The organism is Bradyrhizobium sp. NC92, from assembly GCF_025200865.1.
GTDB lineage: Bacteria > Pseudomonadota > Alphaproteobacteria > Rhizobiales > Xanthobacteraceae > Bradyrhizobium.
Genome location: NZ_CP104171.1, coordinates 1,400,218 through 1,417,718, shown reverse-complemented (window position 1 = coordinate 1,417,718; position 17,501 = coordinate 1,400,218). Strand labels below are relative to the sequence as shown.

14 protein-coding genes are annotated in these 17,501 nt (G+C 65.0%); 3 read left to right on the top strand and 11 right to left on the bottom strand.

The window, feature by feature from the left end:
- Positions 1-6 precede the first annotated feature (6 nt).
- The 3 genes from N2602_RS06650 (at position 7) to N2602_RS06640 (ending at position 3,418) form a co-directional block, all read left to right on the top strand.
- On the top strand, positions 7-1,569 hold the full coding sequence (locus tag N2602_RS06650) for a hypothetical protein (RefSeq protein WP_260382125.1): 1,563 nt from the start codon (positions 7-9) through the stop codon (positions 1,567-1,569).
- A 161-nt stretch (positions 1,570-1,730) separates the two neighbouring features.
- A complete protein-coding gene (locus tag N2602_RS06645) occupies positions 1,731-2,726 on the top strand; it encodes a glycosyltransferase family 2 protein (RefSeq protein WP_260382124.1) in 996 nt (331 codons plus the stop codon).
- A gap of 8 nt (positions 2,727-2,734) precedes the next feature.
- A complete protein-coding gene (locus N2602_RS06640) occupies positions 2,735-3,418 on the top strand; it encodes a class I SAM-dependent methyltransferase (RefSeq protein WP_260382123.1) in 684 nt (227 codons plus the stop codon).
- A gap of 1 nt (position 3,419) precedes the next feature.
- Here the strand turns inward: N2602_RS06640 and N2602_RS06635 are convergent, their stop codons facing one another.
- The 11 genes from N2602_RS06635 to tolQ all read right to left on the bottom strand — a co-directional run bounded on the left by N2602_RS06635 (position 3,420) and on the right by tolQ (position 17,434).
- Positions 3,420-4,862 carry a hypothetical protein gene (locus tag N2602_RS06635; protein WP_260382122.1) on the bottom strand — a complete coding sequence of 481 codons (1,443 nt, stop codon included), beginning with the start codon at positions 4,860-4,862 and terminating at the stop codon, positions 3,420-3,422.
- Between the two features lie 183 nt (positions 4,863-5,045).
- Positions 5,046-6,968 carry an ATP-dependent zinc metalloprotease FtsH gene (gene ftsH, locus N2602_RS06630; RefSeq protein ID WP_035998585.1) on the bottom strand — a complete coding sequence of 641 codons (1,923 nt, stop codon included), beginning with the start codon at positions 6,966-6,968 and terminating at the stop codon, positions 5,046-5,048.
- 279 nt (positions 6,969-7,247) lie between these two features.
- Positions 7,248-8,303, bottom strand: a complete 1,056-nt coding sequence (gene tilS, locus N2602_RS06625) for a tRNA lysidine(34) synthetase TilS (RefSeq protein ID WP_260382121.1) — start codon at positions 8,301-8,303, stop codon at positions 7,248-7,250.
- 64 nt (positions 8,304-8,367) lie between these two features.
- Positions 8,368-9,450 carry a tol-pal system protein YbgF gene (gene ybgF / locus N2602_RS06620; RefSeq protein WP_260382120.1) on the bottom strand — a complete coding sequence of 361 codons (1,083 nt, stop codon included), beginning with the start codon at positions 9,448-9,450 and terminating at the stop codon, positions 8,368-8,370.
- A gap of 207 nt (positions 9,451-9,657) precedes the next feature.
- The gene (gene pal, locus N2602_RS06615) at positions 9,658-10,146 is read right to left on the bottom strand and encodes a peptidoglycan-associated lipoprotein Pal (protein WP_018641585.1); all 489 of its coding nucleotides are present in this window, start codon (positions 10,144-10,146) and stop codon (positions 9,658-9,660) included.
- Positions 10,147-10,402: 256 nt separating this feature from the next.
- Complete coding sequence (locus N2602_RS06610; protein ID WP_212254258.1) at positions 10,403-11,134, bottom strand: N-acyl amino acid synthase FeeM domain-containing protein; 732 nt, start codon at positions 11,132-11,134, stop codon at positions 10,403-10,405.
- A 151-nt stretch (positions 11,135-11,285) separates the two neighbouring features.
- Positions 11,286-13,616: a bifunctional diguanylate cyclase/phosphodiesterase gene (locus N2602_RS06605; protein ID WP_172784779.1), complete on the bottom strand. Its 2,331-nt coding sequence runs from the start codon at positions 13,614-13,616 to the stop codon at positions 11,286-11,288.
- A gap of 253 nt (positions 13,617-13,869) precedes the next feature.
- Entirely contained in the window at positions 13,870-15,216 is a 1,347-nt protein-coding gene (tolB, locus tag N2602_RS06600) for a Tol-Pal system beta propeller repeat protein TolB (protein ID WP_172785222.1), read from the bottom strand.
- Positions 15,217-15,257: 41 nt separating this feature from the next.
- Entirely contained in the window at positions 15,258-16,217 is a 960-nt protein-coding gene (locus N2602_RS06595) for a protein TolA (protein ID WP_260382119.1), read from the bottom strand.
- 4 nt (positions 16,218-16,221) lie between these two features.
- The gene (tolR, locus tag N2602_RS06590) at positions 16,222-16,674 is read right to left on the bottom strand and encodes a protein TolR (RefSeq protein WP_025034102.1); all 453 of its coding nucleotides are present in this window, start codon (positions 16,672-16,674) and stop codon (positions 16,222-16,224) included.
- Between the two features lie 43 nt (positions 16,675-16,717).
- On the bottom strand, positions 16,718-17,434 hold the full coding sequence (tolQ, locus tag N2602_RS06585; RefSeq protein WP_172784782.1) for a protein TolQ: 717 nt from the start codon (positions 17,432-17,434) through the stop codon (positions 16,718-16,720).
- Positions 17,435-17,501 lie beyond the last annotated feature (67 nt).

Below are 17,501 nucleotides of genomic sequence, written 5' to 3'. Positions count from 1 at the left end.
CATCACATGGCTCCTTTCAGCAAGCCGACCCTGACAGATCCGGCTCGTCCCGACCCGGACCGAGCCGTGGCGATCATCGTGCTTACGATGCTGGCGGCGGTCTCGTTTGTTCCGGTGCTGCTGACGCCCATTCCGGCGATGGTCGATTATCCCAATCACCTCGCCCGCATGTACATTCTGAGCCAGAACGGCACCCCGGGGGCCAATCCGTATTACGAGGTGAGGTGGGCCTTCTATCCCAACCTCGGAATGGACCTGCTGGTCCCGCAGCTGGCGCGGCTGATGAGCGTCGACAACGCCACGCGGCTGTTTCTGCTGCTGAGCCAATTCCTGATCGTCACCGGTGCGCTGCTGATCGAATGGGTCAGGAAGGGGCGCATCCATCTCGCCGGCTTCGCCGCGCTGGCTTTCCTCTACTGCCTGCCGTTCAGCTGGGGCTTCGTGAATTTCGAGTTCGGGCTCGGCCTCGCGCTCTGGGGCATCGCCGTCTATCTGATGCTGGCCGAGGGCCCCTGGCCGCTGCGCTTCGCCGCCAATCTGATCTTCGTCGCCGTGCTCTATGTGGCGCATTTCTTTTCGCTCGGCATCTACGGCGCGACGCTTGGCCTCTTCGAACTGTCGCGCATCCGCCGAGGGCAAGTCGCGTATCCGATCGCGGCCGCGCGGCTCGGCGCGCTCGCCCTGCCGGCGCTTGCGCTGCTTGCAATCATGCATCTCACCGCAGGCTCGATCGGAAGCGAAGGCAACAGCTGGTTCGCCGCATTCAAGCCGGTCTGGCCGCTGCGTATCATGAACGGCTACAATCTGACGATCGCGGCGATAACCGGCCTGGCGCTGATGACCGGTTTGCTGTTCGCCGCAAGGCGCGGCGTTCTCAGGCTCGAGCCGGCGGGGGTCTGGCTCGCGATCGGCTTCGCGCTGCTTTACCTCGTCATTCCCTCAAAACTGTTCGGAACCTCGTTCGTCGACCTTCGCATGATTCCCGCCGCGGCGCTGATCCTGCCGGCGTTCTGCTCGCTGTCCTTGCCGAGCCGGGCCTGGAGAATGGCTGCGCTCGCTGCGATCAGTGGCATCATATTGCTCAATGTCGCCGTCGTTCTGGCGGTCTGGCTGCCTTACCGCGCCGACTATGCGGCGATGATCGCCTCGTTCCAGAAGATCGATCGCGGCTCGCGCGTTCTCGTCGGCAGCACGGATGACAAGGGAGATCCACCCTTCGCCGACCTCACCTCCTATCCGATGTATTATGCGCCGACGCTGGCGGTGCACTATGCCGACGCGTTCGTGCCCAACCTGTTCACCGAAACGGGCAAGCAGCCGGTGCGGCCGCGCGAGGCAGTGCGCAATATTGCCATTCCCTATGGCGGCCCGGTGCCGTCGGGCCTGCTTGCCGCGATCGCGATGGGCCAGCCGGCGGCGGACGCTCCGCAATTCGTCCGCACCTGGCACCGGGATTTCGACTACCTCTATGTGCTGGGATCGCCGGCCGCAAATCCGCTGCCGGATCGGCTGGAGGTGCTGGAGACCTCGAAGCGATTCGTCCTCTACAGGATTCGCCGCACGCCCTAGCGCGAAGCCGCGGCCGCAAAGCGTGGTTAACCGCACTTCACCATTCCGGTCCGCCGCCATCACCAATGCTCCGGGCGATAGACCCTTAACGGTTGCGGCAAGGCGGCCTTAACCACCTGCTCATAGACTTCCGCCCCTGCAACCCAGCCGGATTCCTTCGCATGGCGGCCAATTCCAGATCGATCCGCTACAGCCTCGTCATCCCCGTGTTCAACGAGGAAGCGGTGTTGCCGGTGCTGCTGCGCCGGCTCGACCAGGTCATGTCCAAGCTGGACGGGCCGGCCGAAGCGATCTTCGTCGACGACGGCAGCAGCGATTCCAGCTCGATCGTGCTGCGGGCGCTCGCCGCGCGTGACGAGCGCTTTCGCTACATCGGCCTGTCGCGCAATTTCGGCCACCAGATCGCCATCACCGCCGGCATGGACGCCACGCAGGGCGACGCTATCATCGTCATGGACGCCGATTTGCAGGATCCGCCCGAAGTGATCGAGCAATTGATCGCGAAGTGGAAGGAAGGCAACGACATCGTCCACGCCCGCCGCCTGTCGCGCGAGGGCGAAAGCCGTTTCAAGCGAGCGACCGCGCATCTGTTCTACCGGCTGCTCGGCAGGATGTCCTCCGTCGGCATTCCCGCCGATGTCGGCGACTTCCGCCTGATCGATCGCAAGGTGCTGGACGCGCTCAGGCAGATGCCGGAGCAGGACCGTTTCGTGCGCGGCATGATCGCCTGGCTCGGCTTCCGCCAGGCCGAGGTCGCCTTCCATCGCCTCGAGCGCGCCGCGGGCGAGACCAAATACCCGCTGTTCAAGATGGTCCGCCTCGCAGTGAACGCCGCGCTCGGCTTTTCCGATCTGCCGTTGCGGCTGGCGATCTGGTGCGGATTGACGGTCTCCGGACTTGCGCTGCTCTACGGCGGCTGGGTGGTTCTGTTGTGGCTCAGCAAGGACAGCCATCTCGTGACCGGCTGGTCCTCGACGATCGTCGTCGTGTCGCTGCTGTGCGGCATCAACATGCTGATGACGGGCATCGTGGGACTCTATGTCGGCCGCATCCATGCCGAGGTCAAACGCCGCCCGCTCTACGTGGTGCAGGCACGCATCGGCTTCGATCGCGGCGAGGCCGCGGCGACACCCGCAATCCACGCCGTCAACGAGTGACCCAGCGCATGGCCGAACTGTTCGACGGCTATCACGACAATTACCGTGATGTGGTCCAATCCTCGATCGACTTCTCGGGCCTGCCGCATGATTTCTTCATGCGCGCGAAGGCCGACCTGCTGCGCGATCTGATCGCGCAGCGGCTCGGCGCGGAAAGGCCCGACATGCTGGACGTCGGCTGCGGCGTCGGCAGCCTTCATCCGCTGCTGCACGGCATGGTCGGCCGCCTCAGCGGCATCGACGTCTCGTCCGCCAGCCTGATTCAGGCGCGCACTCACAACGCCGCGGTCGACTACCGGGAGTATGACGGCCGCACCTTTCCGTACGCCGACGCCAGCTTCGACCTGGTCACGGCCATCTGCGTGATGCACCATATCGTGCCGGCCGAATGGGCGCAGTTCATGGCCGAGATGCGGCGGGTGACGCGCCCTGGCGGGCTCGTCTGCGTGATCGAGCACAATCCGTACAACCCGCTGACGCGCCTCGCCGTTGCGCGCTGCGAGTTCGACCGGGACGCCGTGTTGCTCGGCGCCGGCACGACCCGGAAGCTGATGGCGGCGAGCGGCCTGCGCGAGATCGGCGCGCGGCATTTCCTGCTGCTGCCCTGGGACACCAAACCGGCGCGGCGCCTTGAAGCAGCGTTGAGCGGGGTCTGGCTCGGAGGCCAATACGCCGCGTTCGGGACCGCTTGAATTATTGCGGCGTCGCCCGCCGCTTGTGCACGACCGCCACATCGTCGCCGTAGACACGCTGCCATTCGGGCAGCCGGTCGAGCAACGCGACGGCCGGTGTGCCAGGCGCAAGCAGCGTCGCGCCGATCTTGTATTCATCGAGCAGCTTGAGAAGATCTCCGAGGTCGACCAGCGCCAGCGCACGGTTGTAGCGGTCGATGAACGGCCCGCCGTAGAGCTCGCCGCGGCCATCGATGAAGGTGGGAATGCCGGCATAGATCAAATAGCCGCCGAAGGAATAATCGTTGAGCACACGCTCCGCCTTGGCGAGGCCGGCTTGGGCGATGGCGGCCTCGGGGGTGATGATCGGCGCGGGCCGGATGTCGCGCGTCAAAGCCAGGCCGCTGATCGCGGCCAAGACGCCGAATGCAGCGAGATTCAAGCCGCGCGCGGAGCCGTCGGTCTCGCTCTCGCTCGGCCCGCCGAAGGTGCGGCCCAGCGGGGCCGCCAGATAGAGCGGCGCCAGCATGGCCAGCAGATCCGCATTGCGCATCTGCGCCAGCGCGAAATGCAGCAAGCCGATCACCACCAGGGTCCGCACCACCGGCAGCGTCACGCCGCGCGAGAGCGCGAAGATGCTCCCCAGCAGCAGCAGCTCGAACCCGCCGACATGGCTGAAATCCTGCGGCCGCCATTCCGCGATCCAGGCGAGCGCGGAGCCGAGGCCGAGCGTGGTCAGCGGCATCAGCAGCGGTTCCGGGCCGTGCGGCGTCAGGCAGGACGCCGCCAGGGCCAGTGCCGAGAACGGCAGCCATCGCAGCAGCACGCGCGGCCACTCGCTTCGCTGCTCGCGCAGCAGCGCCTCGAGCACCGCCGGGCCGATCAGCCCGAGCGCCAGCACCACGCTGCCATGCAGGTTGGTCCACAGCACCAGAAGCGGCAGGGCCCAATAGGGCGGAGGCGTGCTGCGGTCCATGCAGCGAACCAGCGCGGCCGCCCAGGTCACCATCAGCGGCAGCACGAGGACATGGGGCCGCGCCAGCATGTGTGGCGCCAGCAGAACGATGGCCGCGATCACCATCAGCATGGTCAGGGCCGGCGAAAGCTCGCGCAGCAGGAAGAACGTGAGCAGGCCAAAGGCGAGTGCTATCGCCGCGGCGGCGATGGCGACGACGCCCGGCCAGCCGGCCAGCGCGTAGACGGCGGCATAGATGACCTCGGACAACCATTCGAAGGTGATCCAGGGCGCGCCGTGCTTCGAAAATGAAAACGGGTCGCTCGTCGGCAGGGTGCCATGCGCGATGATCCAGCGTCCGACCTCGATGTGGGAATAGCTGTCGGGATCCCCGAGCAGCCGCGGCCCGATGGCCAGCAGCACGGCATAGAGCAACAGCCCCACCGCCCAAGGGAGCGCTGCACGTGCCGAAAACGGTTGAACCGCGCTGTGGACGACCTGATCAGTCATGGCGGGCCAAGGTAGGCCGCAAGCGTTAAGTTCTTCTTTAGGGTTTCGCGCATTTGCCCCGGAGCGCAAGTGCGCTTCTGCCGCCCGCTTCAGGCCGCGCGCGCTGGCTTGCGCCCCGGGGGCCAGCCAACAAAAAAACGCGGCGTTGCCGCCGCGTTTTTCAATCTCAGTTGCCGCTTGGAATTACGCCTGCGGCTGCGGCTCGAGGCCGGGATCCGGATCCGGACGCGGGCGCGGCTTGCCGGCCGGGGGCACGGCGGAGGCGCGCGGGGTGGTCGGCTCGAGCACGGACTCGCGGTTCGGCTTCTTGCCCTTGAGCAGGTCGACGATCTCATCGCCGGTCAGCGTCTCGAACTCGAGCAGGCCCTTGGCCAGCGTCTCGAGATCGGCGCGCTTCTCGGTGAGGATGCGGGTCGCTTCCTTATAGCCTTCCTCGACCAGGCGCTTGATCTCGGAATCGATCTTCTGGACGGTGGCTTCGGAGGCGTTCTGCGTGCGCGACACCGACATGCCGAGGAAGACCTCGTCCTGGTTCTCGCCGTAGGAGACGGTGCCGAGCTCTTCCGACAGGCCCCAGCGCGTCACCATCATGCGGGCAAGGCGCGTGGCCTGCTCGATGTCGGAGGCCGCGCCCGAGGTCACCTTCTCGCGGCCGAAGATCAGCTCTTCGGCGACGCGGCCGCCCATCATGATGGCGAGGCGCGAGGTCATCTGCTCCAGCGACATCGACAACTTGTCGCGCTCCGGCAGCTGCATGACCATGCCGAGTGCACGGCCGCGCGGGATGATGGTCGCCTTGTGGATCGGATCGGTCGCGGGCACGTTGAGGCCGACGATGGCATGGCCGCCCTCGTGATAGGCCGTCAGCAGCTTCTCTTCCTCGGTCATGACGAGCGACTTGCGCTCGGCGCCCATCATCACCTTGTCCTTGGCCTCCTCGAACTCGGCCTGCGTCACCATGCGCTTGTTGCGGCGGGCAGCGGTGAGTGCGGCCTCGTTGACGAGGTTCATCAGGTCGGCGCCGGAGAAGCCCGGAGTGCCGCGCGCGATGGTCTTGAGGTTGATATCGGGGGCCAGCGGAACTTTACGAACATGCACCTTCAGGATCTGCTCGCGGCCGACGACGTCGGGGTTCGGCACCACGACCTGACGGTCGAAGCGGCCCGGACGCAGCAGCGCGGGATCGAGCACGTCGGGACGGTTGGTCGCGGCGATCAGGATCACGCCCTCGTTCGCCTCGAAGCCGTCCATCTCGACCAGCAGCTGGTTCAGCGTCTGCTCGCGCTCGTCATTGCCACCGCCAAGGCCGGCGCCACGGTGACGACCGACGGCGTCGATTTCGTCGATGAAGATGATGCAGGGCGCGTTCTTCTTGGCCTGCTCGAACATGTCGCGGACGCGGCTGGCGCCGACGCCCACGAACATCTCGACGAAATCAGAACCCGAGATGGTGAAGAACGGCACGTTGGCTTCGCCCGCGACCGCGCGCGCGATCAGGGTCTTACCGGTGCCGGGAGGGCCGACCAGCAGCACGCCGCGCGGGATGCGGCCGCCGAGGCGCTGGAACTTGCCGGGATCGCGCAGGAACTCGACGATCTCCTGCAGGTCCTGCTTGGCCTCATCCACGCCGGCGACGTCCTCGAAGGTGACGCGGCCATGGGCCTCCGTCAGCATCTTCGCTCGCGACTTGCCGAAGCCCATCGCCTTGCCGGCGCCGCCCTGCATCTGCCGCGACAGGAAGATCCAGACGCCGATCAGCGCGATGAAGGGCAGCCAGGAGACCAGCAGCGAGACGAACCACGGCACGTTGTCGCCGGGCGGCTTCGCGGTGATCTGCACCTTGCTGTCATAGAGGCGCTTCACCAGCGTCGGGTCGTTCGGCGCGTAGGTCTGGAAGCTGGAACCGTTGGTGAAGGTGCCGTGGATGTCCGGCCCCTGGATCACGACGTCGCGCACATTGCCGCGGTCAACCTCGCTCAGCAGCTGCGAGAAGGCGATGTCCTGCGAGGAAGCCCGCTGACCCGGATTCTGGAAGAGCGTGAACAACGCCAACAGCAGCAAAACAATGATGACCCAGAGGGCGAAATTGCGCAGATTGGCGTTCATCGATCTTCCTTCGTGGTCGCGCGGATCGCGGCCCTGATCCTTGGGTCGTTACTTCCGTCAATGCGAGGAAATCCCAAGGAATCCTCATCGTTGGACGCATACAATTTAGGTGCCGCCCCGGTCGCTGCCAAGGGAACGAGATGGGACTATTTATCCCATCTTACCGCGATTCCCGCTGAAATAATGGCGCCCAAACCGGGGTTTTTCCTGCCTGGTTAAGGTGGCCTGACGGGCACGGACGCGAATTGACCGGTGTCATCATCCGCTTCTCTTTCGCGCTCATTTGCCCTTGCGCCGCCGGGCCGGCGCCGGCGCGATCTGGATACGCCCGCCGGCAAGGCTGATCAAGGCTCCCGCAAGGGTTTGCTTCAGGACCGGCCGGCCATTTGCGGCTGCACGGGGGCTGGCGGCCGCCCGATCAAGCACGGACATCAGGGTTTCGACCTTGCCGAGTTCCGCCGGCCCTTCATGACCGAGCGCGTTGATGGCCCGCAGCAGCAGCCGCAGCCGCACCTCCTCCGGCAAGGCGGCAAAAGCCGAGGCCTCGAAGCTACGGACGCCCACCTGCGGCGCATCGCCGCGATCCCGCACGCGGAGGAAGCGCTCGGCGCCGTCGGCGAGCACCTCGATCGCCGCGTTGGCCCGCGCCAGCCTTGCCGCGAGCCGCGCCAGATTTCTGGCATCGCCGCCCTCGGCTGCGAGAAGCGGCAGCAGCGCGCGCAGCCGCGGCCGGGTGAAGGCGGCGTCCCGGTTGCTGGGGTCCTCGGCAAAGCCGATCTTCGCCCGCCGCAAGGTCGCGATCAGCTGCGATTTGGGGACATCGAGCAACGGACGCGCCAGCACGATTCCGTCGCGCGCGGTGAAAGGAGCCATGGCCGAGAGCCCGGCAAGTCCGCTGCCGCGGAACAGGCGCATCAACAGGGTCTCGGCCTGATCGTCACGGGTGTGGGCCGTCAGGACATGGCTCGCGCCGGCGGCACGCGCGGCCTTTGCAAGCAGACGGTAGCGGGCCTCGCGCGCAGCGGCAGGCAACCCCGTCTTCGGCTTTTCACCGTGCCAGCGCAGAGTCCGGTGCGGCAATCCGAGCGCGGCGGCGAGCCGCTTGACCTCGCGCGCCTCGCGGGCGGCTTCCGGGCGCAGGCCGTGATCAATCGTCACGACCGTGATTTGCGGGGCTCGCGCGAGGCTGCGCTGCCAGCGGGCCGCAAGCCACATCAGCGCAACCGAATCGGGCCCGCCGGAGACCGCGAGCACCAGCGCCGGCGCATCTTTCAGGCCCGCGAAGAGCCGCCTCGCCTCGCGCGCCGAGATCGGTGAATTGTCGTCGTCTGACATGACGCTGCAATCGTCCGCGGATGGACCGAGTGTTTAGCGCAACGCCATCGGTTTTGTCAGCGGATCAGCACTTCACCCGCTTCTGCTCGCGATCGACAGTGGATTTGACGCTCGCCGAGGCGCGCGGATATTTGCGGCCGATCTCGCCGAAGGCGGCGCAGGCGGCCTCCTTCTCCTTCAGCGCGGCGAGCGACTGGCCGAGCCGCAGCAGCGCATCCGGCGCCTTGGCCGATTTCTCGTATTTGGTGGTGACGGCGAGGAAGGCTTCCGCGGAGTCACGATATTGCTGGCGCTGGAAATAGCTCTCGCCGAGCCAATATTGCGCGTCACCAAGCAGCGGGTCACTCGGATATTTCTGCGTGAAGTTCTTCATGGTCTGCTCGGCCAGCGCGTAGTCCTTGCGCTGCATGTAGCCGATGCCGAGGTCGAACTCGTCGCGCGGCGTCGCCGAGGGCGGCAGGGTGGCCAAGGCAGCGCCCCCGGCCGGTGCGGGATAACCCGATTGCGCCGGCGGATAGCCGGGCTGCGCGGCCGGCGGCACACCTTGCTGGTAGCGGGGGCTGGTGTTGGCGAGATCGAGCGGCTCGCCGGCATTGCGGCCGCCGCCGGGCGTGACCGCCGGCATCGGCTGCTGCCCGCCGCCGAGTGCGCGCGGCGCACCGGGCGCGTTCGGGTTCTGGTTGGGGTCGAAGGCATCGCCGCGGCGGCGCGTGCCGGGTGCGCCGGGCGCCGGCTGCTCCTGAACGATCGGCGCGGGCGCGGCGATCTGCGGCTGCTCGTAAGCAGGCTGAGCGGCCTGCTGTTGCGACGGCGGCTGGCGGTAGCCGGGCGCGACCTGACCTGGCGCAATCTGGCTCGGGGCGATCTGCGCCGGCGGCATCGCCGCGACGTTGGGTGCCTGCCCGGGCGCGGCTTGCGCGCCGCCCTCGAGCGCCCGCAGCCGCTCTTCGAGCTGGCGGTTGCGATATTGCAGCTCTTCGTTCTGGCCGGTGAGCTGGCGCAGCCGGTTCTCCAGCCGCTCGATCCGCATCTCCGGGTCGGCATCTTCCGACTGCCCGTAGCCCGATTGCGCAAGTGCGGGCGAGCACAAGGAGAGCAGCGCGGCGGTCGCCACGGTGCCGGTAAAGACCTTAAATCTGGATGACATCTTGCCCTGACGACGAAAGCGAAATGGCCTGCGACGGAACCCTCGACGCGCCACACATTGAAGTGGAGTACGCCAAAAATGTGACTGATACCAAGGGGTTTTCAGTCACAGAATGCTGAAACGAAACCGGCGCCCGAGAGGGCGCCGGCATCATCCAATTCCAAAGCTGAACGGCACCTGACTGACCGCCCGCGACCTGACCGATCGTCAGGAGCTCGCGTTCAAGACAGTGACTGCGCGGCGGTTCTGCGACCAGCAGGAGATGTCGTTACAGACGGCGACCGGCCGCTCCTTGCCGTAGGAGATCGTGCGCATGCGGTTCGGGTCGATGCCGCGCGAGGCGAGGAACGAACGCACCGACTGGGCACGCCGGGCGCCGAGCGCGATGTTGTATTCGCGGGTGCCGCGCTCGTCGGCATGACCTTCGATGGTGAAGGAGTAGCGCGGATAGGTCTGGAGCCACTGCGCCTGCTTCTCCAGGGTCACGATCGCCTGCGGGGTCAGATCGGTCTGGTCGCTTTCGAAGAACACGCGGTCGCCGACATTGACGACGAAGTCCTGCTGGCTGCCCGGCGTCGCCGCATTGGCCATCGCATCCGTCGCGGCATTCTTGTTGGCGCAGGCGCCCATCGACAGCGCGACGGCGAGCACCGCGGCCAGCTTCAATCCCTGGAGGATACGCATAGGATGTTTCATTCCGGAGCCTCCACGCTCACGTTAGTCCACTGCTGTCCGGTCTACAGGGGGTTGGTTAAGCGAACGTTCCGTCAACCTTGACGGAACCTTGCCACAGCCGGTCAAATGCCCCCAACCAGCGAAAAGCAAACGCCATGGTTAATGGGTTGTAAATGTGGCGCGAGGGTGAAGGCAAGCCGGTCGATGATCAAAACACCGTTCCGCCAGGATCGACCCCGGCGGCCGAGCGGCTGAAGCCGCTCACGGACTGAAGGGTTCAGGCCGGCGCAGCCGCGCCGGCAACGAGAACCGGCCGCGATGGGGCAATCCGGGGGGCGCTACGTTCGAACAGCATCCGCCGCTCGAACGCACTGGATCGCATGATGGGAAAACGCGTGAGGATCTTTTCCCGGACTCTAGGATAGTCCGAAGCCATCAGGACGGCTTTCTTGGTCGGCCAGCCCGGAAATGAACGCGGCTCGGTGAGAGTCTCGGACAGGAACACGCGGCGGTAGAACGCCTGATGATCGGTGCGCACCATCGAGAGTCCGACATCGGCGTTGAAGTGCTCACAGGCGACGAAGGGAAGCCGCACCGTCAGATAAGGCAGTTCGGGGAACCGCTGCTGCATTTCCGGATCAGCGACGAATCGACAGGGGTCGATGAAGACCTCGCCCCGGTCCAGGCGGGGATGCAGCACGTCACCGAACACCTCGGTCGTGTAGGACATCCGCCATTCGAATGTCAGAACGTGGATGCGGACGGCACTGCAGAGTTCGTTGTCGACGTAGACTCCGAAATTCCAGACGTTGGGCGCGTCGTCGAAACGGTCGGTCACCCGCTGGGATTCCGACGGCGGAATCAGCCCGGCGTGCAAATAGGCATGGTAACGCATCCGATGGAGGCGATCCTTGTCCTCTTCCGTTTCGATGAGCCGATAATCCACACGCTCAAACAGCGCGGCTCCGCGTGGAACAAGCGCCGTTTGCGGTTCGGCCCCGGACTTCATCGATAACCCCTACGCTGCAAGCAACTTCTGCGAGTGAGCACAAGTTAATAGTTCCTTAAAGAAATTGCAAAGCGTTAGAAACGTTAGGGTTAACCTTTTGCGCCCCGTAAAAACACCGACAAGAAGAGCCTTTGTGAAGTCGGAAGGGAGGTCAGGCGATCGATCGCGCCGAAGCTGCGAGGGACTGATCGTTGCCGCCGCGAACGCCGTAGGAGGCATTGAGCAGCTGACGAATGCGCACGGCAGGGACTGGCCGGCTGAACAGGTATCCCTGCGCTTCGGTCACTGTCCCGTCGGCGTTGATGAGCTCGAGTTGCTCGTTGGATTCAATTCCTTCCACCACCACCGACATACCGAGGTCGGCGGATAGCCGCGCCACCCCCCGCAGCAGCGTCAGCGGACGGTCCGAGTCGATGCCTTCCAGGAAGGAGCGGTCGATCTTCACCTTCTGCATGGGGAAGTTGTGCAAATAGCTGAGGCTGGAATAGCCGGTGCCGAAATCGTCCAGCGAGATGCGCACGCCGAGCGCGTGCAATTGCGACAGGATGTCGTGCGTCAGCTGGGTGTTGCGCAACAGCGAAGACTCGGTGATCTCGATCTCGAGCCGATGCGCCGGCAGGCCCGACACTTCGAGGGCATAGCGGATTTCACTCAGGACGTCGCGCTGGTGGAATTGCTGCGGCGAGAAGTTGACGGCGACGCTGACGCCTTCCGGCCACTTCATGCATTCCACGCAGGCGCGGCGCAGGATCCAGCGGCCGAGATCGACGATCAGGCCCATGTCCTCCGCGACCGGGATGATGTCGATCGGCGACACCGTGCCGCGCACCGGGTGATTCCAGCGCAGCAGCGCTTCGCAGGTGGTGATCTTGCCGGACTTCAGATTGACCAGCGGCTGATAGAACAGCTCGAACTCCTCGTTGGCGAGCGCCTTGCGCAGGTCGAGCTCGAGGATGCGGCGGGCCTCGACGGTCGCCGCCATCTCGTCGCGGAAGAAGCAGAAGGTGCCGCGACCGTCGGCCTTGGCACGGTACAGCGCCATGTCGGCATTCTTGAGCAGCGTGTCGGCGCTGGTGCCATCCGGCGAGGTCAGCGCGATGCCGACACTGGCGCCGATCTCGACCAGGTGATTGTCGATGCGATAGCGCTCGCTCAGCCGCTCTACGATGCGGCGGGCGAGCGCCGCCGCGTCCTCCGGCGAAGCGAGGTTCTGCTGGAACACGACGAACTCGTCGCCGCCGAAGCGGGCGACGAAATCTTCGGGCCGCAGCATCTCGCGCAGGCGGTTGGCCACCGCACACAGGAGCTGGTCGCCGCAGGGATGGCCGAGCGTGTCGTTGACCTGCTTGAACTGGTCCAGATCGATGAACAGCAGTGCGGAGAGCCGCTCGGCATGATGCGTGCTCGCCAGCAGTCGCTCGATCTCGTCGCGGAAGCTGACGCGGTTCGGCAGCGCCGTGAGATCGTCGAAGCGGGCCAGATGGCTGATCCTGGCCTCCGCCGTGCGCCGCTCCGTAATGTCCTCGAGCAGCACCACCGCACCGCCGTCAGCCATCGGCTGTACGGTCCATGACAGCGAACGGTTCCTTTGTGAATCGGGGTCGGCGGTGATGATCTCTTTCGCATGCGCGTTTTCGATATCGGCAATGATCGCAGCGCCGCTCGCGGCCGAGATCGATCCCCCCTCGACACATGCGGCGACGATGTCGCGCGCTGTCATGCTGCTCTGGGTGAGATTGCCGGGCAGTTTCATCATGGCAGCAAAGCGGTGGTTCATCACCGCGAGCTGGCCGTCGATGCGAAACATGCAGAGCCCGTGCGGCATGTTGTTGAGCGCCGTGTCGAACTGGCCGGCGAGCGCAGCCTCGCGTTCGCGTGCGACAACCGCGCGCAAGAATATCTTGTGCAGATTGCCGGACAGCCGCATGACCGAAAGGAGGAACGCGGCGCAGACGACGGACATCGCGACGTAATAGGGCGTGCGGTGCAGCGCCAGCGCGATCACGGCCGGTCCGAAGATCAGAGTGGCTTGCAGACGAAATATCCACTGCCGTCCATAAGCTCTCCCGGCCCCTCCCGCCACGATTCCGGTGGTGACCGAGAGCGCAATCATGTGGGCGACGGCATCTTCATTGCTCAACAGCGTCGTGGAACACCAGAGACCGATTACGGCCGCCTGAATGAGCGCTCCAATCTGGTAGCGCTTCTGCCAACGCGCCGCTCGTTCGGCGCTCAGAACCGATTTTTGAGCCTGGTATCGACTGAGATCGAAAGCGCGTATAGCTCCCGCAAGAATGAGAAGCGGAACAAAGCCCCAGAGCAGCACCTGTCCGGTCTTGAGCGCCGTCAGCGAGGCCGAGAATGCCGAGAACACAATGCCGGTAAGCACCGTGCCGGGAGCTTCGAACAGCGAATCGGTCAGCGCCGCCGAGATCGTCGGCGAGGCCTGGTCCGGCTCTCTGCTCTGGCTTGCGAACTGCATTGGTGTTTGTACGCGCGTCCTGTTTGCCGCGTACTTTTACCCACTTCAGGTGAAGCCTTTCTGAGGGAACATCGTTAAAGTCGAGTTGTTTTCGGCAACGACGAAATGGCTTTCGCCTGATATATCAGGCAGGTAGGAAACTCTCGCCGGGGCCCAAGGTGAAGGAAGTGTTGCCCTTCGTAGAGAACGCGGAAAAATCGGCGCGTTTTTTCGAAAACATCGCGCGTCTGAACGCGCGATGTTTCAGATGTCGTCAGCCCGAGGTCGAGGACAAGAGCGGCGACCATGCCGGGTCCGAGGCGAAGCCCGGCGTCGGCACCTTCAATTCGTTGCGGCCGGAGATGTCGACCGAGTACAGCGACGGCCCGCCGTTGCCGCCGGGATCGCGGAAGAACATCAGCACGCGGCCGTTCGGCGAGAAGGTCGGGCCTTCATTGTGGAAGCCGGAGGTGAGCAGCCGCTCGCCCGAGCCGTCGGGCTTCATGACGCCGATCGCGAACTGACCGCCGCCCTGCCGGGTGAAGGCGATGTAATCGCCCTTCGGCGACCACACCGGGGTGGAGTAGCTGGCGTTGGTGTCATCCTTGGAGAAGGAGATGCGCTGCGCCTGTCCGCCACCCGCACTCATCACGTAGATCTGCGACCTGCCGCCACGATCGGACTCGAAGCAGATCCGGCTGCCATCGGGCGAATAGGACGGCGAGGTGTCGATCGCCGGCGTGTCGGTGAGACGCGTGGTCGAGCGCGAGCGCAGATCCATCACGAACAGGTTGGAATTGCCGCCCTGCTGCAGGCTCATGATGACGCGCTGGCCGTCCGGCGAGAAGCGCGGCGCAAAGGTCATGCCGGGGAAATTGCCGACGATCTCGCGCTGGCCGGTCTCGATGTTGTAGAGATAGACCTTCGGATCACCCTGGCCGAACTCCATGTAGGTGATCTCTTGCGAGTTCGGCGAGAAGCGCGGCGTCAGCACGAGGTCGGAGCCGCGGGTCAGATAGCGCACATTGGCGCCGTCCTGGTCCATGATCGCGAGCCGCTTGACGCGGCGCTCCTTCGGCCCGGTCTCGTCCACGAACACGACGCGGCTGTCGAAATAGCCCTTCTCGCCGGTCATGCGCTCGTAGATCTGGTCGGAGATGATGTGGGCGATGCGGCGCCAATATTCCGGCGAGGTGAAATATTGCTGGCCGGCGAGCTGCTGGCCGGAGATGACGTCCCACAGACGGAATTCGGCCTTGAGACGGCCGTCCGGCTGCCGCGTCATGCGGCCGGTGACGAGCGCCTGCGCGTTGAGGGTCTTCCAGTTCTGGAATTGCGGCGCGACGTCCATGTTGCTGATGCGCTCGATGAAGGCGGCCTGGTCGATCGGCGCGAACAGGCCCGAGCGCTTCAGATTGTTGGTGATGACCTGCGTGACGCCGTTGCCGACGTCGCCGTCGGACGGCGAGCCCGGCAGGAAGCTGGTGATCGCGATCGGGATCGGCTGGAATGCCGTGGGATCGATGCGCAGGCGCCCCTCCTGCCCTTGAGCGAAGGCGCGTCCGCTCCCGAGCATCGCGAGCGTCGATCCGGTCAGGGTCATGAAGCGGCGGCGGTTCATCGAGCTCACGTCATTCATCGCAAAATTCTTTTGTTCGGATGTCACAACATATCTTTCAGGCCGAAAGTCATCGGAATGAGCTTCCAGCTCTCGTACTGCTGCTTCGGCATGAAGGAATAGACCTGGCACTGCACGATGGCACGCTTGGCGCTCTCCGCCACCGCCTGTGCGATCGACCGCGACGGTCCACGCACTGCGACGACGATCGGCTCGGAGGCGAGCGATCCGTCGATCTTCATGGGAATGTCGATGTCAGCCTCGTACTGATCGGCATCCTGCCCGTTATAGGTGGGGGTGAAGCAGCGCTTGACGGCGCCCTGGAATGCACCGCGCCAGGTCGCGACATTGGTGGCGGCCGTCCCGGTCGCCGCCCCCAGCGATGCCGACGCGTTCAGCGTCGACCCGGCGAGCTCGTGCCGGGTCGCGGCGCGCTTGTCGAGGTCGCGCTGGATCTGCGCGGGATCGAAGGTGCGCTCCTTGGGCTTGGGCTGCTGCTGCGGCTGCACCGCCGCGACCTTCTGCTCCACGGGCTTCGGCGGCGGCTTCTTGGTCTCCATCTTCTTCTGCAGCTCGGCGATCGGATCTTCCTTGGCCGGATCAGGCTTCTTGTCCTGCGGCTTCGGCTCTTCCTTCGGCTTGGCTTCCGCCACCGGCTTGGGCGGCTCCGGCTTCTTCTCGACCGGCTTCTCGACGGGCTTCGGCGGCGGCTCCGGCTGCGAGTTGGTCTTGATCAGCTCTTTTTTCTCGGTGACCTTGCCGACGGCGTCTTCCTCGGGCTTCGGTTCGGCGATCTTCTCGACCTTGGGTTTCGGTTCTTCCTTCTTGCCGGTCTTCTGCCCCGCCATCATCTTGGCGAGCTGATCGGTGGAGATGATGTCGACCGGAAGCGACTCCTCCGGCGCGATGTAGGCCTTGCTGCTGAAGGTGACGAGCCCCCATCCCAGCACGAGGACATGCAGGGCAATCGACGCAACGAGTGTCTTGTCGACGTTCACCTTCACGGCCTCAAGACCCCTGATCCGCTTCCGTGACGAGCGCCAGCTTCTTGAATCCGGCGCCCGAGAGCTGGCCCATCACCTTGGCGACGGTGCCGTAATCCGCCTTCTTGTCGGCGCGCAGATAGATGCGCTCCTCGAGGCCGCCGCGCGCATCGGTGATCGCCTTCAGCTTCGGGATCAGCTCGTTCAGCGCAATCTCGGTATCGTTGATGAACACCTTGCCCTTGATGTCGACCGACATCTGGATCGGCTTCTGGTCGTTGTTTTCGAGGCTCTTGGCCTGGGTCTGGGGCAGGTCGAGCGGCACGCCGACGGTCAACATCGGCGCCGACACCATGAAGATGATGAGCAGCACCAGCATGACGTCGACCATCGGCGTGACGTTGATCTCGGCCACGACCGGCTTGCGCCGGCCGCGGCGCCCGCCGCCGCCGGACGAACTCGCAACGTTCATGGCCATGATCGCGTGCCCAAATTGCCCTTCACACTATACATGCCGTCGTTCAGCCCCGCTCGTCGATCTGACGGGACAAGATGGCTGAAAATTCATCAGCAAAGCCCTCGAGCCGCTGGGCCTGCCGGTTCACCTCGGAGGTGAACTTATTGTAGAAAATAGTGGCAGGAATGGCGGCGATGAGGCCGACGGCGGTCGCAAACAGCGCCTCGGCGATGCCGGGGGCGACCACCGCCAGAGAGGTATTTTTCGACGCCGCGATCGACTGGAAGCTCGACATGATGCCCCAGACCGTGCCGAACAGGCCGACGAAGGGGCCGGCGGAGCCGACGGTCGCGAGCACCAAGAGGCGCCGTTCCAGCCGCTCCACCTCGCGCGCGATCGAGACGTTCATCACCTTGTCGATGCGCATCTGAAGCCCTGCGACCGAGCGGGCATGGCTCTCGAACGAGCGCTTCCACTCGCGCATCGCCGCCACGAAGCAGGCCGCCATGGAATGCGTCGGCTTGGCCGACAGCGTGCGATAGAGCTCCTCGATCGACTCGCCGGACCAGAACGCCTGCTCGAACCGGTCCATCGAGCGGCGGGTGCGCGCGTAGAGAAAGATCTTGTCGATGGCGATCGCCCAGACCCAGACCGAGCAGGACAGAAGTCCCAGCATCACCGCTTTCACGATCCAGTGAGCCTGCCAGAACAGCGCAATCAGCGACACGTCGGCGGAGGCAGCAACCGGAAGGGCTGACTGAGCCAATTCGGCCGGATTCATAAGCAGTATCCTCTCAAGGCGATCGTTACCTAATGTCCTTCGGCCAGCAAATCTCAGCCGGTATTCC